Origin of the sequence: Streptomyces lasiicapitis, assembly GCF_014646335.1 — a bacterium.
GTDB classification, from domain to species: Bacteria; Actinomycetota; Actinomycetes; order Streptomycetales; family Streptomycetaceae; genus Streptomyces; species Streptomyces lasiicapitis.
Genome location: NZ_BMNG01000020.1, coordinates 99084 through 119889 on the forward strand (window position 1 = coordinate 99084; position 20806 = coordinate 119889).

Genomic DNA, 20806 nt, shown 5'->3' on the forward strand with positions numbered 1-20806 from the left:
GCCCGAACCCCCTGGACGTCGCGGGCATCACGTACATCGACTACAAGGACACCGACCTGCTGCGGAAATTCATCTCCGACCGCGGCAAGATCCGCAGCCGCCGGGTCACCCGCGTGACCGTGCGGCAACAGCGCCAACTGGCCAAAGCCATCAAGAACGCCCGCGAGATGGGGCTTCTTCCGTACGCGTCCCGCTGAGGCGCCGACTCACCACGCCGCCGCCGCGCGAGCGACACCTCCCGCCCGCCCACCCGTTACCGGGAAGTAGGGTTCAGGCGCGGAAGTGTCCCTCGGGCGGCGGCTGTGTTGCGTCTTCGGCCAAAAAGGAGCCAGAACGGCTTCCCCTGCGTCTGCCTAAGTGCACGAGGCATTCGATCCGGACAACCCGGGGTCGAACCAGCGGCGGAACACCGCCGACGCAGATGGACGGGGGCTGTCGTTCGCATGTCATGCGGGCATTGGGGAAGCGGCGGGAGGGGCTGTAACCAGCTCACCACGCCGCGTGCACGTGCATCTGCCCATGCATCGGCACATGAACACGGCTATGATCCGGGACAGTTGACGGCTACAACAACAGCCACGGCACCACCGGGGAGCGACCTGTGCACCACGTGTTCAACGGCATGGCGGCCACGGATCTTCACGGGGTGGTCTGGCAGAAGAGCAGGCACAGCAACTCGCAAGGTGCCTGCGTGGAGTTCGCGAAACTCCCGGGCGGCGACGTCGCGGTCCGCAACTCGCGGTTTCCCGACGGACCCGCGCTCGTCTACACGCGCGCCGAGATCGAGTGCATGCTGCTCGGCATGAAGGACGGCGAGTTCGACGACCTGATCGGCTGATCGGCGGCTGACCACGCCGAGTCGCTGAGTCGCTGAGTCGCCGAGTCGATGAGTCGACGGGAGAAGGAAACGGGGGGCAGAGCTGTTCCAACGGCCGCCGGCCCGAGGGCCGGCGAGCTCACGGCCTAGGCCAGTTGGAACAGCGCCCACACCACCTTGCCGTTCAGCGCGCCCGCCAGCGGATGCCAGCCCCAGCCGTCGCTGAACGAGTCCACCAGGAAGAGGCCGCGGCCCGACTCCGCGGAGAAGTCGTCCTCCGCCTCCTCGCGCGCGACGGGACTCTCGTCACTGGGGTCGCGCACCGCGCACACCAGGCGCGAGGTCCAGCGCATCATGTGCAGCCGCACGGGCGCGTCCTCGGTGCCCGCGACCGGACACGCGGCACGCGGGGTGTCCGCGGGCAGCGCGTGCCGCAGGGCGTTGGTGACGAGTTCGGAGACGACGAGCGCGATGTCGTCGAAGCGCTCGTCCATCTCCCACGACACCAGCGTCTTGCGGGTGAACTGCCGTGCGCTGCCGACGGCTTCGTAGCGCGCGGGAAGAGCGCAGGAGGCCGCACTGGAGACCGCGGAGGGGTCGAGCGGAGGAAGGCCCTGCCGTAACGGCTCGAGCATGGTCGATCCATTCGTCCCCATGCGAGGCACTCCCCGGTTTTCGCGGTTCGCGGTACAAAGCGATCGTGCGGTGGCGCGGTCGGTACAGCCGGGCGGCACAGCGATGGCGCAGCAGTGACGCGCGGACCATGGTTCCGAATGCGTACAGCAGATGCAAGGGCAGATGCACGTGCACGCGCCGGACTTGACCGTTCCTAGGCTGCTTCTGGCCCATTTCTTCCTACGACTTCTTGTGCAGACCTTCCGGAGGCTTTTCCTTTCCGTAACCGAACGAGCACGGCCTGAAGCGTTTAATGGCAGACTGCTGGGTCTCACATCTTGGGGAGGACTGAGCGAAGTGACCGCTGGGGAGTCGAGCGGCTCGGTGGTACGGCGCATTCTGCTGGGCTCGCAACTGAGGCGCCTGAGGGAGTCGCGGGGCATCACCCGTGAGGCGGCCGGTTACTCGATCCGTGCTTCCGAATCGAAGATCAGCCGCATGGAGTTGGGACGGGTGAGCTTCAAGTCGAGGGATGTCGAGGACCTCCTCACGCTCTACGGCGTCATGGACGAGGCGGAGCGCAACGCACTCCTCTCGCTCGCCAAGGAGGCCAACCTGACGGGCTGGTGGCACAGTTACTCGGACGTCCTGCCCGGCTGGTTCCAGACATATATCGGTCTGGAAGGCGCCGCCTCGCTGATCCGCGTCTATGAAGTCCAGTTCATCAACGGCCTGTTGCAGACCGAGGCGTACGCCCACGCGGTCGTCGAGCGCGGCATGAAGGCCGCCGCCGCGGGCAAGCCCGCCGCGAGCGGCAAGTCCGGCCGCGGCGGACGGCTCAATCAGGCCGACGTGGACCGCCGTGTGGCCCTGCGCCTGGAGCGCCAGAAGCTCCTCGTGTCCGAGCGCGCCCCCAAGTTCAGTTGCGTACTGGACGAGGCGGCGCTCCGACGGCCGTACGGCGACCGGGAAGTGATGCGCGGTCAGATCCAGCATCTCATCGACATCTCCGAGCGCCCCAATGTGACGCTGCAGGTCATGCCGTTCACCTTCGGCGGGCACGCGGGCGAGTCCGGCGCGTTCACCATGCTCAGCTTCCCCGAGTCCGACCTCTCCGACGTCGTCTACCTGGAGCAGCTCACCGGCGCCCTTTATCTGGACAAGCGCGAAGAAGTCGCCCAGTACGGAGGGGCGATGGCCGAGTTGCAGCAGGACTGTCCGAATCCGGCCGACAGCCGTGACCTTCTCCGTGGTCTACTCCAACTGACCTGAATCGTCAGTAGGATGACGTGAAATCAGGTGTCTGCACATTCTGCGGCAAGGGGTCTCGCGTCATGTCCTTCTTCACCGATCTGGCTCACCAGTACATCGACGGTGAGTGGAAGGCCGGCTCCGGTTCCTGGGACATCATCGACTTCAATCCGTACAACGGGGAGAAGCTGGCGTCGATCACGGTCGCCACGGCCGACGAGGTGGACCAGGCGTATCGGGCGGCGCAGCGCGCACAGGAGGCATGGGGCTCGACGAACCCCTATGCCCGGCGCGCGATCTTCGAGCGGGTCCTGCGGATCATCGAGGACCGCGAGGCCGAGATCACCGAGGCGATCGTCGCCGAGCTCGGCGGCACCCTCGTCAAGGCCGGTTTCGAGCTGCACCTGGCCAAGGAGTTCCTGCGCGAGGCGATACATCTCGCGCTCGCCCCCCAGGGCCGCATACTCCCCTCGCCCGACGACACCAAGGAGAACCGCCTCTACCGCCTGCCGGTGGGCGTCGTCGGCGTCATCAGCCCGTTCAACTTCCCCTTCCTGCTGTCGATCAAGTCGGTGGCCCCCGCGATCGCGCTCGGCAACGCCGTCGTCCTGAAGCCGCACCAGAACGCGCCGGTGCTCGGCGGCAGCCTGCTCGCCAGGATCTTCGAGGACGCGGGCCTTCCGCCGGGCGTCCTGAACGTCGTCATCACGGACATCGCGGAGATCGGCGACGCGCTGATCGACCACCCGGTGCCGGGCGTCATCTCCTTCACGGGCTCCGACGCCGTCGGCCGCCACGTCGCCACGGTCTGCGCCCAGAACTTCAAGCGCTGCGTCCTCGAACTGGGCGGCAACAGCGCCCTGATCGTGCTTGAGGACGCCGACGTGGACTACGCCGTCGACGCCGCCGTCTTCAGCCGCTTCGTGCACCAGGGTCAGGTCTGCATGGCCGCGAACCGCATCCTCGTGGACCGCGCCGTGGAGGCCGAGTTCACCGAGAAGTTCGTCGCCAAGGTCAAGTCCCTGAAGGTCGGCGACCCCGCGGACCCGGCCACGCACATCGGTCCGCTCATCAACTCCTCGCAGGCGGACGGCGTCACCTCACTCGTCGCGCAGACCATCCAGGCGGGCGCCAAGGCCCTCCTGCACGGCCGCACCGAGGGCAACCTGGTCGCCCCCTCCGTCCTCACCGACCTGCCCGACGACGCCCCCGTGCTGCGCCAGGAGATCTTCGGCCCGGTCGCGCTCCTGCTGCCCTTCGACGGCGAGGACGAGGCCGTCCGCATCGCCAACGACACTCCGTACGGCCTCAGCGGCGCCGTCCACACCGGCGACACCGAGCGCGGCGTCCGGCTGGCGCGGCGCATCAGGAGCGGCATGGTCCACATCAACGACGGCACCGTGCACGACGAGCCGATCGTGCCCTTCGGCGGCGAGAAGCACTCGGGCATCGGCCGCCTCAACGGCGACGCGACGATCGAGGCGTTCACGACCCACAAGTGGATCTCGGTCCAGCACGGCCGCTCGCGCTTCCCGTTCTGAATTCTCATCTCTCGTACGTCGCGGACCCTTGCGGACAGAACCTGTCCGCAAGGGTCCGTAGCGTCTGTGGTGTCGGAAAGCCCGGCGGCAGCCCAGCCCCTTGAGGGGCGAAGAGAGGCGGACACCATGGTCACCCACGTCAACGCGGAAGCCCCCGGCGACGAGCGCGGCGCGCTGATCGCCTTCGTCGAGGCCCAGCGCGGCGGCATCCGCCGCTCGGTGCTCGGCCTGAGCGACGAGCAGGCCTCGTCCCGGCCGAGCGCCAGCGAGCTGACCCTCGGCGGGCTCGTCAAGCACGTCGCCGAGACCGAGCTGAACTGGCTGCGCATGGCCCAGCAGAAGCCCAACGAGCGGCAGCGCACCGAGGCGACCTGGGGCGACAGCTTCCGCCTCGTCGAGGGCGAGACGCTCGCCGACGTGCTCACCTTCTGGGAGCAAGTGGCAGCCGAGACCGAGCAGTTCATCCGCGCCGTGCCGAGCCTGGACGACACCTTCCCGCTGCCGGACCAGCCGTGGTTCCCCGACGACGGCGCGGTGTCGATGCGCTGGCTGATGCTGCACCTGGTCGAGGAGATCGGCCGGCACGCGGGGCACGCCGACATCATCCGGGAGACCCTGGACGGAAAGACGGCCTTCGAGCTGGTCGCGATGGCTCAGGGATACGCTAGTCAAAGTTGAATGGCCGTTCTGAACGGCTGAGCGCAATGGCTGTCTCGGAGAGGTGCGGTGAATGTCGGCGATCCGGATGCTGGTCCTGGGGGCGGTCCGTCAGCACGGGCGGGCGCACGGCTATCAAGTGCGCAACGACCTGGAGTTCTGGGGCGCCCACGAGTGGTCCAACGCCAAGCCGGGCTCGATCTACCACGCCTTGAAGCAGCTGGCCAAGCAAGGCCTGCTGCACGAGCACGAGACGGCGCCGTCCACGGCGGGCGGCCCGCCGCGCACGGAGTACGAGATCACGGAGCGGGGCGCCGAGGAGTTCTTCGCCCTGCTCCGCAGCGCCCTGACGGCCGTCGCGCACGACCAGAAGTCCGATGTGCTCTCGTCGGCGGTCGGCTTCATGGTCGACCTGCCGCGCGAGGAGGTCGTCTCGCTCCTGAAGGAGCGGGTGCGCGCCATCGAGGGCTGGCGCCACTCCATCACGGAGTACTACACGCCGGAGGACGGCCCCGAACAGCTCGGCCACATCGGCGAGATCATGAATCTCTGGCTGCACTCGGCCGACGCGGGCGAGGAGTGGACCAAGAGCCTGATCGAGCGCATCGAGAACGGCGCGTACACCTTCGCCGGTGAGGGCGAGCCGTTCGTGGCGGTGCTCGCGGACGGCGAGGAGAACCCGTTCGCGACGGGGGAGAGGCACCCCGGGGACGAGGCCTGAGGCGCCCCGAAGACACACTGAGAATGTGACGCAGGCCACTCTTCTTTCTGGTTAATCAAGTTTGACTAACCGGCCCTTCGGGGATACCTTCGACCACCTAGTCAAGCTTGACTAGAGGGGCGCGGGGGGCTGGAGGGAGACGCATGACGGACGCGATCGTCGTCGAAGGCGTACGGAAGAGGTACGGCGAGAAGCGGGCTCTGGACGGGCTCGACCTGGTGGCCGCGCGGGGCACGGTGCACGGCGTGCTCGGGCCGAACGGCGCGGGCAAGACCACGGCGGTGCGGATCATGGCCACGCTGCTTCGGGCGGACGAGGGCCGCGTGGAGATCGCCGGGTGCGACGCGGCCCGGCAGCCGCGCGAGCTGCGCCGCCGCATCGGCCTGCTCGGCCAGCACGCCGCCGTCGACGAGGAGCTCAGCGGCCTGCAGAACCTGGAGATGTTCGGCCGGCTTTACCACCTGGGCGCCCGCCACGCGCGCGTGCGGGCCGACGAGCTCCTGGACCGCTTCGGCCTCGCCGACACCGGCCGCAAGGCGGTCAAGCAGTACAGCGGCGGCATGCGGCGCCGCCTGGACCTCGCGGCGTCGCTGATCACGGAACCGGAGGTGCTGTTCCTCGACGAGCCGACCACGGGCCTGGACCCGCGCGGCCGCGCCGAGGTGTGGGAGGCGGTGCGCTCCCTGGTGGGCGGCGGCACGACGGTGCTCCTGACCACCCAGTACCTGGAAGAGGCCGACCAGTTGGCCGACCGGATCTCCCTGATCGACCACGGCAAGGTCATCGCGGAGGGCACGGCGGACGACCTGAAGGCGAAGCTCGGCGGCGACCGCATCGACGTCGTGGTGCGCGACGGCGCCCAACTGGTGCGCGCGGCACGGCTGCTGCCGGGCCCCGGCGTCGACCACGACGACGTCACGGTGGACGCGGACCGCCGCCTGGCCAGCGCGCCGGTGGCCGACCGCATGGAGGCGCTGACCCGGGTCGTACAGGCGCTCCAGGAGGAGGGCATCGAGGCGGAGGACATCGCGGTGCGCAGGCCGACCCTCGACGAGGTGTTCCTGCGCCTGACGGGACGTACCGAGGATCAGGACCGCATGAAGGAGGCCGTGTGAGTACGACGACTGGCGATACGCCCATGGCGGTGGCGGAGCCCGGGGCGGGCGGCTCGCGGATCGGCTGGGCGGTCACCGACTCCTGGACGATGACGCGGCGCGAACTCGCCCACTGGGCGCGGCAGCCGGTGCAGGTCTTCGTGGGGCTCGCGTTCCCCGTGATGATGCTGCTGATGTTCAACTACCTCATCGGCGGCGGCAAGGGCATCCAGGGGGACTACGCCGAGTTCCTGGTGCCCGGCATGTTCGCGCTGACCATGGTGTTCGGCCTGGACGCCACGATGGTCGCGGTGACCACCGACCTCAACAAGGGCGTGGTCGACCGCTTCCGGTCCATGCCGATGACCAACGGCGCGGTCCTGGTGGGCCGTTCGGTCGCCGACATGCTCCAGTCCTTCGCCTCCCTCATCGTCATGATGGGCGTCGGCCTCACGATCGGCTGGCGCTGGCACGGATCGTTCGCCGGGGTGCTTGGGGCTGTGGGCCTGTTGATGCTGCTTCGCTTCGCGATGCTGTGGATCGGCATCTACCTCGCGATGGTCGCGGGCAAGCCGGAGCTGGTGATGGCCGTGCAGATCCTGGTCTGGCCGGTGGGCTTCCTCTCCAACGCGTTCACCGTTCCGCAGAACATGCCGGACTGGCTGGGGGCGGCGGTGGAGTGGAACCCGATGTCGGCGACCGGGACGGCGGTCCGGGACCTCTTCGACAATGATCCCGGGGTCCTTGGCACGTCCTGGGCGGCGGAGCACGCCGGGCTCCTTGCGGTGGTGTGGCCGGTGGTCCTTGTGGGCCTCTTCCTGCCGCTGGCTGTGCGGAGGTTCGGGGCGCTGAGCAAGTAGGGGTTGCGGGCCGCTCCCCAATCCCACCCCTTCCCGAAACCGGGGGCTCTGCCCCCGGACCCCCGCTCCTCAAACGCCGGAGGGGCTGAATATGTGCCCGTTGCGGCAAGGTTCCAGCCCGTCCGGCGTTTGAGGACGAGCCGCGAAGCGGCGATACGGGGTCTGGGGCGGAGCCCCAGTTTCGGGAAGGGGCGGGATTGGGGAGGCCCCCGGCAGGGCCCACCCGCCTCAGTGATGGAAACCGGTCGCCGCCCCCCGATCCCGCGTAAGCGGATGCGCCTGCCGCCGCAACTCCGGCAGCAACCGCCCCAGGTCCTCCACGAAAAGCTGCGCAAGATCGGCCGAGAACCCGTTCCGGCAGACGACCCGAAGAACGGCCAGGTCCTCCCGGTTCGCCGGGAACGTATACGCCGGCACAAGCCACCCCCGCTCCCGCAACCGCCGAGCCACATCGAACACGTCGTACGCCGAAACATCCGCCGCGGTCGTGAACGCGAACACCGGCAACTCGTCCCCCCGGGTGAGAAGCCGAAAGTCCCCCAGGGCCTCGATGCGCGCGGCAAGCCCCCGGGCCACGTTCCGGGAAGCCTGCTGCACGGCCCGATACCCCTCACGCCCGAGCCGCAGAAACGTGTAGTACTGCGCCACGACCTGTGCCCCCGGCCGCGAGAAGTTCAGCGCGAACGTAGGCATGTCCCCGCCGAGATAGTTCACCCGGAACACCAACTCCTCCGGCAACTCGGCGGGCGTACGCCACAGCGCCCACCCGACACCGGGATAGACGAGCCCGTACTTGTGCCCGGAGGTGTTGATCGACGACACACGAGGCAGCCGGAAGTCCCAGACGAGATCCTCGTCGAGGAACGGCGCGATCATCGCGCCGGACGCCCCGTCGACGTGGACGGGGATGTCGAGACCGGTGCGCTCCTGGAGCGCGTCCAGCGCCGCGCACACGTCCGCCACGGGCTCGTACGACCCGTCGAAGGTGGAGCCGAGGACGGCCACGACGCCGATGGTGTTCTCGTCGCACAGCTCCGCGGCGGCCTCGGCGGAGAGGTGGAAACGGTCGCCCTCCATGGGCACCTGCCGCGCCTCCACCTCCCAGAAGTCGCAGAACTTCTCCCAGCAGACCTGCACGTTCACGCCCATGACGAGATTCGGGCGGGCCTCGCGCGAGGGGTAGCGGTCGGTGTTGCGCCGCATCCAGCGCCGCTTGAGGGCCATCCCGGCGAGCATGCACGCCTCGCTCGACCCGGTGGTCGAACACCCGACGGCCGTCGCCGGGTCGGGGGCGTTCCACAGGTCGGCGAGCATGGCGACGCAGCGGCGCTCCAGCTCCGCCGTGCGCGGGTACTCGTCCTTGTCGATCATGTTCTTGTCCCGGCACTCCGCCATCAGCACACTGGCCTGCGGCTCCATCCAGGTCGTGACGAAGGTGGCCAGGTTGAGCCGCGAGTTGCCGTCGAGCATCAGCTCGTCATGGACCAGTTGGTACGCGGTCGTTGGCGGCATCGGATCCTGCGGGAGCCGGTGCTTGGGCGGGGCCTGCGCCATGCCGCCGACGGGGTTCGCCTCGCCGTAGAACGGATTGACGGACAGCGGGCGCTCGTCGCGGCGGTCGTCCGTGCCACGGTGCAGCGACATGGAGGTGCCTCCGGTCGGTCGGGGCGTACGGCTCTCGCGGTCACTGTAGGCGGGCAAACGGGACATAACATCCCGAGAATTCGGACTTGCACCTCACGTGACGTGAGGACCCAGGCTGAGCCACGTACCAAGCCACGTACCAAGAAGGAGGGGACGGAGGTATGAGCTACTCCGTGGGACAGGTCGCCGGTTTCGCCGGGATCACGGTGCGCACGCTGCACCACTACGACGAGATCGGCCTGCTCGCGCCCGGCGGGCGCAGCCACGCGGGGCACCGGCGCTACAGCGACGCGGACCTCGACCGGCTCCAGCAGATCCTGTTCTACCGGGAGCTCGGCTTCCCCCTCGACGAGGTCGCGGCCCTGCTCGACGACCCCGAGGCGGACCCGCGCGCGCACCTGCGCCGCCAGCACGAGCTGCTGACCGCCCGGATCGCCAAGCTGCAGCAGATGGCCGAGGCCGTGGAGACCGCCATGGAGGCGAGACGCATGGGCATCAACCTCACGCCCGAGGAGAAGTTCGAGGTCTTCGGAGACTTCGATCCCGACGAGCACGCGGAGGAGGTGGAGCGCCGCTGGGGCGACACCGAGGCGTACGCCGAGTCGCAGCGCCGCACCGCCGCGTACACCAAGGAGGACTGGAAGCGGCTGACCAGTGGGTTCGACGCGATCCACGCGCGCATGGCGGACCTGCTCGCTGCCGGTGTCGCCGCCGACTCCACGGAGGCGATGGACGTCGCCGAGGAGCACCGCCTCTTCATGCACTCCACCTCCTACGACTGCGACCACGCGTTCCATGTCTGCCTCGGCGACATGTACGTGTCCGACGCCCGCTTCACGGCCACGTACGAGGCCATCCGGCCGGGCCTCGCGGTGTACATGCGCGACGCGATCCGGGCGAACGCGGCCCGCGCGGGCGCCGCGGGCTGACGGGGCGGGGCGGGCGGGGAAGCCGGGTGCACCCGGTGGAACCTGCCCGCTTCACCTTGCGTTGGTAACTTTGGGCGGCGGCCGATGTCATCACACCGCACGGCCCGCCCACAGAGCCCCACCCGCCGCACTTCCTCACACCCACAGGAGCCCGGAACCGTGACGACGCTTGCGCTCGGACCAAGCTGGCTGGATCCGGACTACCTGCTGAACCAGTTCGGTCTCTGGGGCCTGCTGCTGATCGTCTTCGCCGAGTCGGGCCTGCTCATCGGCTTCTTCCTGCCCGGTGACTCGCTCCTGTTCACCACGGGCCTGCTGATCACGACGAACAAGCTGGACACCCCGCTGTGGCTGGCCTGCATCCTGATCGTCGTCGCCGCGATCCTCGGCGACCAGGCCGGCTATCTCTTCGGCAAGAAGGTCGGCCCTTCGCTGTTCAACCGCCCGGACTCCAAGCTCTTCAAACAGGAGAACGTGGTCAAGGCCCACGAGTTCTTCGAGAAGCACGGCCCGAAGTCCCTGGTCCTGGCCCGCTTCGTGCCGATCGTGCGGACGTTCACGCCGATCATCGCCGGCGTCAGCGGCATGCGGTACCGCTCGTTCCTCACGTTCAACATCCTCGGCGGCGTCCTGTGGGGCGCGGGCGTCACGCTGCTCGGAGCCTGGCTCGGCAAGCACGAGTTCGTCCACAAGAACATCGAGGCGATCCTGATCCTGATCGTCCTCATCTCGGTGGTCCCGATCATCGTCGAGTTCCTGCGGGCCCGCGGCAAGAGCAAGAAGGAGGCCGCCAAGGCCCCCGCCCAGGCGCAGGCCGCGCAGTCCCAGGCCCAGTCCCACGAGGACGGCCCGGCGGGCCCGCAGCAGTTCCAGGCCCAGCAGCAGCCCCAGTCCCCGTACCCGGGTCAGCAGGACGGTCAGTACGGCGGCCGGGGCGATCAGTACGGCAGTCAGGGTGATCAGTACGGCGGCCAGCAGTACCAGGCCCAGCAGCCGCAGTACGGCGACCACCAGACCCAGTTCCTGGGCCGCCAGCAGCCGCACCAGCCCCAGCAGCAGGGATACCCGGAGCAGCACCAGTACCAGCCCCAGCAGCCGCAGTACGGCGCCCAGCCCCAGCAGTACCAGGGCCAGTACGGCAACCAGTACGAGGGCCAGCAGTACCAAGCCCCGTACGACCCCGCCGCCCAGCAGTACGACGCCCAGCAGTACGAGAGCCAGCAGCCCCAGCAGTCCCCGTACCCGGACCACCAGACCCAGTACCTGGGCCGTCAGCAGCCCGAGCAGCCCCCGTATCCCGAAGAGCCCCAGCAGCCCGGCCACCCCAGGCACTGACCGAGCCGCAGCCCTCCGTACGACAAGGTGCCCTGGAAGTACGACGAGGTGCCCTAGAAGCCGCGCGTCCGCTTGGCCGCGCGGCGCGCCTTCTGGCCCTCGGGCCGCGGCGCCTTGAGGAACAGCCGGGACAGCTCGCCGCCCAGGTTCACGCCGATCGCGATGGCGAGGGCCAGGGCCGCCGCCTTGGAGAGCGAGGCGAGCCCGGGGTTCAGGTTGTTCCGGGCGATCTCGAGGAGCCCGAAGTACGTCGCGCTACCGGGCAGCAGCGGCCCGATCGCGGCCGTCACGTACGGCAGCGCGGACGCGAACCGGTAGCGCGAGAGCAACTGCCCGAACAGGCCCACGAGCCCCGCCGCGACCGCCGTGGCGGCCACCGGCGAGATGCCCCCGGTCCGCGCGAGGGCGCCGAACACGATCCAGGCGACCCCGCCGTTCAGCGTCACGAGCAGCACGGTGGAACGTTCCTGCTGGAGCAGGATGGCGAAGGCCAGGCTCAGCGTCATGGACGCGAGAATCTGGATCAGCGGCCGGTCGCTGGAGTGGATCGACGTCTCCGGGTTGAGGCCCGCGTCCAGCGTCACGCCCAGATAGAGCACCATCAGGACGCCGCAGACGATGCCGACGATCAGGTACCCGACCTCCAGGAGTCGGGCGGCGGCGGTGATGTAGTAGCCGGTCAGGCCGTCCTGGACGCCCGCGACGAGCGCCCGCCCGGGGATCAGCGCGAAGAGACCACCGGTGATCACCGCGGACGCCTTCACGTCCGGCAGGTCGAGCAGACTGATCGCCACGCCCATCGCGGCCGGCGGCATCGCGGCGACCACGAACTGGTAGAACTCCGGCAGCCCGCGCCCCGCGCACAGCCACGCGAGCCGGTCGCCCAGCATCGCGCCGAGCGCGGCCGCCACGAACACAAGGACGTCACCGCCGACGAGCACGGAGGCCGAACCGGCGAGCAGCCCGGCCGCGGCCGTCAGCGCCCAGCCCGGGTAGGGGTGCCGGTTGCGGCGGAGGTCGGCGAGGCGCCGGTAGGCCTCCTCCAGGGAGATCTCGACGTCTTCGGAGCTGATGTCGTCCACGAGCCGGTAGACGGCCGACAGACGCGTGTAGTCGGTGCCACGGCGGCGCACGGTCCGCGACGCCGTCACCGGGTCGTCGACCAGCGAGGGCTGGTACGAGATGGCGATCAGCGTGAACGTGACGTTCGGCTCGCAGCGGTCGAGGCCGTACGAGTGGGTGACGGCGAACATCGCCGCCTCCACGTCCTCCGCGCCCTCGCCGCCCGCGAGCAGCAGCTCGCCGATGCGCAGCGTCAGGTCCAGGACGCGCGGCACGGCGCGCCCCTCGTCGTCCTCGTGGTGCTTCTGCGTCGGCTCCGGCGCCGGGCGCTCGGCCACCGGGGTGCGCAGGATCGTGCGCATCCGGTCCTGCCAGGGCGCCTCCTTCACGAGCCGGACCACGGGAATCCCGGTGGGCGGGGTGAAGTGGGGCGGCGGCTGCCGGGAGTCGTACGTCTCGGGCGGAGTGAAGGCCGAGGACTCGGTGTCCTCGTTCGTCTGCGGAATTCTCAGACCGGACGGGATCGTGAACTCCGAAGAGGGGTGATCCTCCTCGGGCGGAGCCGTCTGGTCGACGCCGCCGACCGGAGTGAACGCGCTGTGGGCCTCGTCCGACTGCGGCTTGCGGTCTTCCTCCTCCGGTTCAGCCACGACTCCAGCCTCGCTCGTGTGTACGTACGTGTCGTGCGCACCATACGTACGTCAGTATGCGCAGGGAAACACGAACGGGCCGCGTGACCTGGTGAAGGTCGCGCGGCCCGTTCGTGTACGTGCGGCTCAGTGGCCGTGGGCCTCGGCGCGCTTGTAGGAGGCCTCGATCTCGGCCTCGGCCTCGGTGCGGCCGACCCAGTTGGCGCCCTCGACGGACTTGCCGGGCTCCAGGTCCTTGTAGACCTCGAAGAAGTGCTGGATCTCCAGGCGGTCGAACTCGGACACGTGGTGGATGTCGCGCAGGTGCTCCACGCGCGGGTCCGACGCGGGCACGCACAGCAGCTTGTCGTCGCCGCCGGCCTCGTCGGTCATCCGGAACATGCCGATCGCGCGGCACTTGATGAGGCAGCCCGGGAAGGTCGGCTCGTCAAGAATGACCAGTGCGTCCAGCGGGTCGCCGTCCTCGCCGAGGGTGTTCTCGACGAAGCCGTAGTCCGCCGGGTAGCTGGTGGACGTGAAGAGTCGACGGTCCAGACGGATGCGGCCGGTCTCGTGGTCGACCTCGTACTTGTTCCGCGACCCCTTCGGGATCTCGATGGTGACGTCGAACTCCACGGGTGGCTCCTCCATGATCAGCACATACTTCGGGTGGTTAAGTGTCCCTCACGCAGATGTGTGATCGCGAAAGGGGCAGGTCGTCGTGGACGAGCGCAAGCCTGGGCAGCAGCTTCGAGAGCTGCTGCAGCTTCTGAGGCGGCTTGCCGTCAAGCCTCCCGCGAAACTCAGGACCTGGCAGCTCACGGCCGTCTCGGCCGCCGTCGGCCTCGTCGTCGCGGCCGTGGCGATCGCCGCGGCCGGCCCCTGGGACTCCTCCGGCCAGCGTACGGCCGAGCGGGAGCTGGCGGCTTCCCGGGAAGCCGGGGGTGGCACAGATCACGCCGGTAGTGAGGGTCACGGACTGCCGGACGTGGCCCCCAGTGCGCCGTCCGTGCTCGCCGGACTCGGCCGCTCCGCCCGCACCGCGCCCGATTCCGGCGGCCCGCGCCTCGCGGACGTTCTGCGCCCCCTCCTGGCCGACAAGAAGCTCGGCCCCGAGCGGTCGGCGGTGGTCGTGGACGTGGCCACCGGGAAGCGGCTGTACGCCAGGGGGTCGGGGCAGGCGCTGACGCCCGCGTCGACCACGAAGATCGCCACGGCGGTCGCGGCCCTCTCGGCCCTCGGCCCCGAGCACCGGCTCACCACGAAGACGGTCGTCGAGCCGGACTCCCGCAACGTCGTCCTCGTAGGCGGCGGCGACCCCACGCTGACCGCGCGCGGGGAGGGCCGTTACGTGGCCGACTCCGCCAGCCTGCGCGAGCTCGCCGACGACACCGCGAAGGCCCTCAAGAAGCGCGGCGCCGACCAGGACGTCTCGCTCTCGTACGACACCTCGCGCTACTCCGGGCCGCCGCAGCACCCCATCGGCCCCAACGAGAACATCGCGCCCGTCAGTGCCCTGATGGCCGACGAGGGCCGCCTGGACAGCTCCTCGTCGGGGCCCGCGCCGCGCACCGCCGAGCCCGCGCGGGACGCGGCGCACAACTTCGCCAACCTGCTGCGCGAGCGAGGCATCGGCATCAAGGCCGACCCGGAGTCCGGCCGGGCGGCCAAGGGCGCCGACGAGCTGGCGCGGACCCAGTCGCCGCCGCTGTCCGCCCTCGTCGAGCGGATGCTGACGCACAGCGACAACGACATCGCCGAGGCCCTCGCCCGCGAGACGGCGGTCGACGGCGGTGAGCCCGCCAGCTTCAAGGGCGGCTCGAAGGCCGTGCGGGCGCGCCTGGACAAGCTCGGACTGCCCCTGGACGGGGCCGTGTTCGCCGACGGCAGCGGGCTCGACCGCGACGACCGGCTCACCGCGAAGCTGCTCGCCGCGCTCCTCAAGCGGGCCTCGGGGCCCGGCCGCCCCGAGCTGCGCTCCGTGGTGACCGGACTGCCCGTGGCGGGCTTCACCGGGACGCTCGTGGACCGCTACCCGGACGCGTCCGTGGGCACCGGCGTCGTACGCGCCAAGACCGGCACCCTCACCGGCGTCAACAGCCTCGCGGGCACCGTCGTCGACGCCGACGGCCGCCTCCTGGCCTTCGCCTTCATGACGACGGGAACGACGGATCCCCAGGGCGCCCAGTCCACCCTCGACGCGATGGCGTCCGCCCTGGCGGCCCGGGGGGCCTGACCGCTCCCGCGAGCCCGGCCTGCCGGACCACCGCGCCCCCAACCCCGTACGCGGGCGCGGCCAACCACGTACCGTTGACGGCATGACGAGCCTCGGTGGTGCGGAGATGGTCGACTGGAATCTCGCGGTGGCGACCGCGACCCGGCTCGTGCGGCCGGGTCCGGAGGTGAGCCGGGACGAGGCCCGCGCGGTCGTCGCGGAGCTGCGCCGGCACGCCAAGTCCTCGGAGGAGCACGTCCGTTCCTTCACGAAGATGGGCACGGAGGACACGCACGACACCCCCGTCCTCGTCGTGGACCGCGCGGGCTGGGTCCGGGCGAACGTGGCGGGCTTCAGGGAGGTCCTCAAGCCCCTCCTGGAGAAGATGAAGGACCGCCGCGGCAGCGGCCCCGGCGGCGCCGTGCTCGGCGCGGTCGGCGGCAAGGTGACGGGCGTCGAACTGGGCATGCTCCTGTCCTTCCTCGCCTCCCGCGTCCTCGGTCAGTACGAGACCTTCGCCCCGGCGACCCGAGAGCTCCCGGCGGGCGCGAACGGCGGCGGCCGCCTTCTTCTGGTGGCCCCGAACATCGTCCACGTGGAACGCGAACTGGACGTGGACCCGCACGACTTCAGGCTCTGGGTGTGCCTGCACGAGGAGACGCACCGCACGCAGTTCTCGTCAGTGCCGTGGCTGCGCGACCACCTTGAGGGTGAGATCCAGTCGTTCCTCGGCGAGACCGAGGTCGACCCCATGACCGTCCTCGAACGCATTCGCGAGGCGGCCCAGAGCCTGGCGGGCGGCCGCCCCGAGGGCGAGGACGACGACGGCGGCCGCTCCTTCGTGGAGCTGGTGCAGACGCCCGCCCAGCGCGACATCCTGGCCCGTCTGACCGCGGTGATGTCCCTCCTCGAAGGCCACGCGGACTACGTGATGGACGGCGTCGGCCCCGACGTCGTGCCGTCCGTCACCGAGATCCGTGAGAAGTTCAAGGAGCGCCGCCAGCGCGGCGCGAGCCGCCTGGACCAGGCGCTGCGCAAACTGCTCGGCCTGGACGCCAAGCTGCGGCAGTACAAGGACGGCGAGCGGTTCGTACGGGCGGTCGTGGAGGAGGTCGGCATGGACGGCTTCAACCGCGTGTGGACCTCTCCGAACACGCTTCCCACCAAGGCGGAGATCGCCAAACCAGCGGACTGGGTCGCGCGGGTGCACCGTAAGGCAGACTGAGCGAACAGATGCGGCCGACGGCAGGAGAACGCCCCCGCAATCACCCGTCCGAGGGACCGTGAGCCATGGGTAGGCGTGCAATGCTCGGGTAACGGCTCGGTTCTGTCACCATCGACACACTCTGAGTGACTGATCCGAGGCTCACCCCCCGAACTTCATGAAGGGAACCAACCGGAATGGGTCCCCATCCTGCGGTCGCGGCGATACGCCTGGCGGTCCGCCGCGTTCTTCACGACGTACTGACCGACGTGGCCACCCGGCGCGAGCTCCCCCCGCCGCACGCCCCCCACGCTCCCCTCGCACCCCTCGCACCTCTCCCTCCTGCTCAAGCCCCCCACACCCTGGGCGCCCCCCGCACCCCGGGCATCCCGCGTACCCCGGACGCCCCGCGCACTCCGGGCACCCCGGATTTCGCACACGAGCCGTCGCCGACGCCGCTCGTGCTCGTGGCGTGCTCCGGCGGCGCCGACTCCATGGCGCTCGCCTCCGCACTCGCCTTCGAAGCCCCCAAGCTCGGCATCCGCGCCGGCGCCGTGACCGTCGACCACGGCCTGCAGCCCGGCTCCGAACTGCGCGCCGCCGAGGTCGTCGCCCGCATGACCGCGCTCGGCCTCGACCCCATCGAGTCCCTGGTGGTGCACGTCGGCCGTGACGGCGGCCCCGAGGCGGCCGCCCGCGACGCGAGGTACGCCGCCCTCGACGCGGCGGCCGACCGCCACGGCGCCGCCGCCGTCCTGCTCGGCCACACCCGCGACGACCAGGCCGAGACGGTGCTCCTCGGCCTCGCGCGCGGCTCCGGCATCCGCTCGCTGTCGGGCATGGCCGCGGTCTCGGGGGCCGGCGGCCGTTACCGACGCCCGTTCCTGCACCTGGACCGCCAGACCGCCCGCAAGGCCTGCATGGTCCAGTCCCTGCCGGTCTGGGACGACCCGCACAACGCGGACCCGGCCTACACCCGTTCGCGGCTGCGGCACGAAGGCCTGCCCGCCCTGGAGAAGGCGCTCGGCAAGGGAGTCGTGGAAGCCCTCGCGCGCACCGCGCAGCTCTCCCGCGACGACGCCGACGCACTGGACGCGTGGGCCGCCCAGGCCGAGGCCTCCGTGCGGGACGCCAAAGGGCTCCTGGAGTGCGCCAAGCTGTTCGCGCTGCCGCCCGCGGTGCGCCGCCGCATCGTGCGCCGCGCGGCCATCGAGGCGGGCGCCCCGGCCGGCGCGCTGTTCGCCCGGCACATCGAAGAGGTGGACCGGCTGATCACCGGCTGGCGCGGCCAGGGGGCCATCAACCTCCCGGGCAAAGTCGTCGCACAGCGGCAGGGTGGCAGACTGGTCATCCGGCAAGGCTGACGCGGGAGCGCTTTTCCCGACCGGCCGGTGGGACGACCGAAAGTGATACGGGTGGACGCGAAAGACATGGGCACCGACCTTCAGTCGGTGCTCATCACCAAGGAAGAGATCGACGCGAAGCTGGCAGAGCTGGCCGCGAAGATCGACGCGGAGTACGCGGGCAAGGACCTCCTGATCGTCGGCGTGCTCAAGGGCGCGGTGATGGTCATGGCGGACCTGGCGCGCGCGCTGTCCACGCCGCTCACGATGGACTGGATGGCGGTGTCCTCCTACGGCGCCGGTACGCAGTCCTCCGGCGTGGTCCGCATCCTCAAGGACCTCGACACCGACATCAAGGGGCGGCACGTCCTGATCGTCGAGGACATCATCGACTCCGGTCTGACGCTGTCCTGGCTGCTCTCCAACCTCGGCTCGCGCGAGCCCGCCTCGCTGAAGGTGTGCACGCTCCTTCGCAAGCCCGAGGCGGCCAAGGTCGCGATCGACGTGGAGTGGGTCGGCTTCGACATTCCGAACGAGTTCGTCGTCGGGTACGGCCTGGACTACGCGGAGAAGTACCGCAACCTCCCGTTCGTCGGCACGTTGGCTCCGCACGTGTACGGCGGCTGACAGCCCGGGAACCCTCAGCCGCTTCCCGCCGTTGGAGCATGCGAAGGCGGGTTTGCCAGCCGTCCCGTGCGGCTTCGGGTGACAATGCTGGGGTACCGTCCGAAGAACAGTCTTTATCAAACTCACTATGGCAGGAGGTACGGAGCGACATTCGCTCCGTGGGATGGACGTGAAGCGATACTTCCGTGGGCCAGTCATGTGGATCGTTCTGGCCGTCCTTGCCGTGGTCGTGTTGATGCAGGTCGTCGGTTCGTCCGGCGGCCACAAGACGGTGGACACCGGCCAGGTGGTGCAGGCCATCAACGACAACAAGGTCGAGTCGGCCAAGCTCACCACCGGTGACGATCACACCATCAAGGTCGAGCTCAAGGACGGCCAGAAGGTCAAGGGCAGCAGCAAGATCCAGGCCAGCTACATCGGCGACCAGGGCGTGGAGATCGCCAAGTCGCTGCAGGCCAAGTACGAGGACAAGCAGATCCCGGACGGTTACACCGTCTCCCCGTCGAAGCAGAACCCCTTCGTCGGCATCCTGCTGTCCCTCCTTCCCTTCGTTCTCATCGTCGTCGTCTTCCTGTTCCTGATGAATCAGATGCAGGGCGGCGGCAGCCGCGTCATGCAGTTCGGCAAGTCCAAGGCGAAGCTCATCACCAAGGACACCCCGAAGACGACCTTCAGCGACGTCGCGGGTTCCGACGAAGCGGTCGAGGAACTCCACGAGATCAAGGAGTTCCTCCAGGAGCCGGCGAAGTTCCAGGCCGTCGGCGCCAAGATCCCCAAGGGCGTGCTGCTTTACGGCCCGCCCGGCACCGGCAAGACGCTCCTCGCGCGCGCCGTCGCGGGTGAGGCGGGCGTCCCGTTCTACTCGATCTCGGGTTCCGACTTCGTCGAGATGTTCGTCGGTGTCGGTGCCTCCCGAGTGCGCGACCTCTTCGAGCAGGCCAAGGCGAACGCCCCGGCGATCGTCTTCGTCGACGAGATCGACGCCGTCGGCCGTCACCGCGGTGCCGGTCTGGGCGGCGGTCACGACGAGCGCGAGCAGACGCTCAACCAGCTGCTCGTCGAGATGGACGGCTTCGACGTGAAGGGCGGCGTCATCCTGATCGCCGCCACGAACCGCCCCGACATCCTGGACCCGGCTCTCCTGCGTCCCGGCCGCTTCGACCGCCAGATCGCGGTCGACCGTCCGGACATGCTGGGCCGTCTGGAGATCCTCAAGGTTCACCAGAAGGGCAAGCCGGTCGCCCCGGACGTCGACCTGGGCGCCGTCGCGCGGCGCACGCCGGGCTTCACCGGCGCGGACCTGAGCAACGTCCTCAACGAGGCCGCCCTGCTCACCGCCCGCAGCAACCAGAAGCTGATCGACAATCACATGCTGGACGAGGCCATCGACCGCGTCGTGGCGGGCCCGCAGAAGCGGACCCGGATCATGTCCGACAAGGAGAAGAAGATCACCGCGTACCACGAGGGCGGACACGCCCTGGTCGCGGCGGCGTCTCCGAACGCGGACCCGGTCCACAAGATCACGATCCTGTCGCGCGGCCGCGCCCTCGGCTACACCATGGTCCTCCCGGACGAGGACAAGTACTCGACCACGCGCAACGAAATGCTCGACCAGCTGGCGTACATGCTGGGCGGGCGCGCGGCCGAGGAACTCGTCTTCCACGACCCGACCACCGGTGCCGCCAACGACATCGAGAAGGCCACGGCCACCGCCCGCGCGATGGTCACGCAGTACGGCATGACCGAGCGTCTGGGTGCGATCAAGTTCGGCGGCGACAACACCGAGCCGTTCCTCGGGCGCGAGATGGCGCACCAGCGGGACTACTCGGAAGAGGTCGCGGCGCTGGTCGACGAAGAGGTCAAGAAGCTCATCGAGACCGCGCACAACGAAGCGTGGGAGATCCTCGTCGAGAACCGAGACGTCCTCGACAACCTGGTCCTCCAGCTGCTCGAAAGGGAGACGCTCGGCAAGGAGGAGATCGCTGAGGTCTTCGCCCCGATCGTCAAGCGCCCGGCACGCCCGGCCTGGACGGGCTCCACACGGCGTACGCCGTCGACGCGCCCGCCGGTGCTCTCCCCGAAGGAGCTGTCGCTGACGAACGGCGCGAACGGCGCCACCCCCGCGGTGACCGCCGGCGCGACCGGCACGACGAGCACAACGAGCACGACCGGTACGGGTGAGACGAAGGGTCTCGAGGTGGCCCCGGAGGACCGCCCCGAGAGCTGAGCCACACCCCGTCCCGGGCGTCTCACCAGGCCCGG

19 protein-coding genes are annotated in these 20806 nt (G+C 69.6%); 15 read left to right on the forward strand and 4 right to left on the reverse strand.

The window, feature by feature from the left end; all coding sequences use genetic code 11:
• Positions 1-11: 11 nt before the first annotated feature.
• Both rpsR and IEY91_RS36045 read left to right on the forward strand, forming a co-directional pair.
• The gene (rpsR, locus tag IEY91_RS36040; RefSeq protein ID WP_229697463.1) at positions 12-197 is read left to right on the forward strand and encodes a 30S ribosomal protein S18; all 186 of its coding nucleotides are present in this window, start codon (positions 12-14) and stop codon (positions 195-197) included.
• Positions 198-601: 404 nt separating this feature from the next.
• Positions 602-838, forward strand: a complete 237-nt coding sequence (locus IEY91_RS36045) for a DUF397 domain-containing protein (RefSeq protein ID WP_016645555.1) — start codon at positions 602-604, stop codon at positions 836-838.
• 125 nt (positions 839-963) lie between these two features.
• Here the strand turns inward: IEY91_RS36045 and IEY91_RS36050 are convergent, their stop codons facing one another.
• Positions 964-1473, reverse strand: coding sequence for an ATP-binding protein (locus IEY91_RS36050; RefSeq protein ID WP_164322281.1), 510 nt, complete (start codon positions 1471-1473; stop codon positions 964-966).
• A gap of 316 nt (positions 1474-1789) precedes the next feature.
• On the opposite strand from IEY91_RS36050, the gene IEY91_RS36055 reads away from it, so the two are divergent.
• The 6 genes from IEY91_RS36055 to IEY91_RS36080 all read left to right on the forward strand — a co-directional run bounded on the left by IEY91_RS36055 (position 1790) and on the right by IEY91_RS36080 (position 7556).
• Positions 1790-2704: a Sco1979 family transcriptional regulator gene (locus IEY91_RS36055; RefSeq protein WP_164322279.1), complete on the forward strand. Its 915-nt coding sequence runs from the start codon at positions 1790-1792 to the stop codon at positions 2702-2704.
• A gap of 62 nt (positions 2705-2766) precedes the next feature.
• Entirely contained in the window at positions 2767-4224 is a 1458-nt protein-coding gene (locus IEY91_RS36060) for an aldehyde dehydrogenase family protein (RefSeq protein WP_164322277.1), read from the forward strand.
• 126 nt (positions 4225-4350) lie between these two features.
• Positions 4351-4902, forward strand: a complete 552-nt coding sequence (locus tag IEY91_RS36065; protein ID WP_164322275.1) for a DinB family protein — start codon at positions 4351-4353, stop codon at positions 4900-4902.
• Positions 4903-4954: 52 nt separating this feature from the next.
• Positions 4955-5602 carry a PadR family transcriptional regulator gene (locus tag IEY91_RS36070; RefSeq protein WP_164322273.1) on the forward strand — a complete coding sequence of 216 codons (648 nt, stop codon included), beginning with the start codon at positions 4955-4957 and terminating at the stop codon, positions 5600-5602.
• A gap of 143 nt (positions 5603-5745) precedes the next feature.
• Complete coding sequence (locus tag IEY91_RS36075; protein WP_164322272.1) at positions 5746-6717, forward strand: ATP-binding cassette domain-containing protein; 972 nt, start codon at positions 5746-5748, stop codon at positions 6715-6717.
• A 23-nt stretch (positions 6718-6740) separates the two neighbouring features.
• Positions 6741-7556, forward strand: a complete 816-nt coding sequence (locus IEY91_RS36080; RefSeq protein ID WP_164328317.1) for an ABC transporter permease — start codon at positions 6741-6743, stop codon at positions 7554-7556.
• Between the two features lie 228 nt (positions 7557-7784).
• Here the strand turns inward: IEY91_RS36080 and gad are convergent, their stop codons facing one another.
• Positions 7785-9200, reverse strand: a complete 1416-nt coding sequence (gad, locus tag IEY91_RS36085; protein ID WP_189177174.1) for a glutamate decarboxylase — start codon at positions 9198-9200, stop codon at positions 7785-7787.
• 161 nt (positions 9201-9361) lie between these two features.
• On the opposite strand from gad, the gene IEY91_RS36090 reads away from it, so the two are divergent.
• Together IEY91_RS36090 and IEY91_RS36095 are read left to right on the forward strand one after the other, a co-directional pair.
• Positions 9362-10129 (forward strand): MerR family transcriptional regulator, encoded by a 768-nt coding sequence (locus tag IEY91_RS36090; RefSeq protein ID WP_164322268.1) that lies wholly within the window; start codon positions 9362-9364, stop codon positions 10127-10129.
• Between the two features lie 159 nt (positions 10130-10288).
• A complete protein-coding gene (locus tag IEY91_RS36095; protein WP_189177175.1) occupies positions 10289-11464 on the forward strand; it encodes a DedA family protein in 1176 nt (391 codons plus the stop codon).
• A 53-nt stretch (positions 11465-11517) separates the two neighbouring features.
• Here the strand turns inward: IEY91_RS36095 and IEY91_RS36100 are convergent, their stop codons facing one another.
• A complete protein-coding gene (locus tag IEY91_RS36100) occupies positions 11518-13176 on the reverse strand; it encodes a threonine/serine exporter family protein (RefSeq protein ID WP_189177176.1) in 1659 nt (552 codons plus the stop codon).
• Between the two features lie 126 nt (positions 13177-13302).
• Positions 13303-13791: an inorganic diphosphatase gene (locus tag IEY91_RS36105; RefSeq protein WP_164328316.1), complete on the reverse strand. Its 489-nt coding sequence runs from the start codon at positions 13789-13791 to the stop codon at positions 13303-13305.
• An 85-nt stretch (positions 13792-13876) separates the two neighbouring features.
• On the opposite strand from IEY91_RS36105, the gene dacB reads away from it, so the two are divergent.
• The 5 genes from dacB to ftsH all read left to right on the forward strand — a co-directional run bounded on the left by dacB (position 13877) and on the right by ftsH (position 20771).
• Positions 13877-15391, forward strand: coding sequence for a D-alanyl-D-alanine carboxypeptidase/D-alanyl-D-alanine endopeptidase (gene dacB, locus IEY91_RS36110; RefSeq protein WP_189177177.1), 1515 nt, complete (start codon positions 13877-13879; stop codon positions 15389-15391).
• A gap of 82 nt (positions 15392-15473) precedes the next feature.
• On the forward strand, positions 15474-16595 hold the full coding sequence (locus IEY91_RS36115; protein WP_164322260.1) for an Rv3626c family coenzyme F420 biosynthesis-associated protein: 1122 nt from the start codon (positions 15474-15476) through the stop codon (positions 16593-16595).
• Between the two features lie 176 nt (positions 16596-16771).
• The gene (gene tilS / locus IEY91_RS36120) at positions 16772-17938 is read left to right on the forward strand and encodes a tRNA lysidine(34) synthetase TilS (RefSeq protein WP_164322258.1); all 1167 of its coding nucleotides are present in this window, start codon (positions 16772-16774) and stop codon (positions 17936-17938) included.
• A 66-nt stretch (positions 17939-18004) separates the two neighbouring features.
• Positions 18005-18544 carry a hypoxanthine phosphoribosyltransferase gene (hpt, locus tag IEY91_RS36125; RefSeq protein WP_164328315.1) on the forward strand — a complete coding sequence of 180 codons (540 nt, stop codon included), beginning with the start codon at positions 18005-18007 and terminating at the stop codon, positions 18542-18544.
• A gap of 163 nt (positions 18545-18707) precedes the next feature.
• Positions 18708-20771, forward strand: coding sequence for an ATP-dependent zinc metalloprotease FtsH (gene ftsH, locus IEY91_RS36130; protein ID WP_229697451.1), 2064 nt, complete (start codon positions 18708-18710; stop codon positions 20769-20771).
• The last annotated feature ends 35 nt before the right edge of the window (positions 20772-20806 follow it).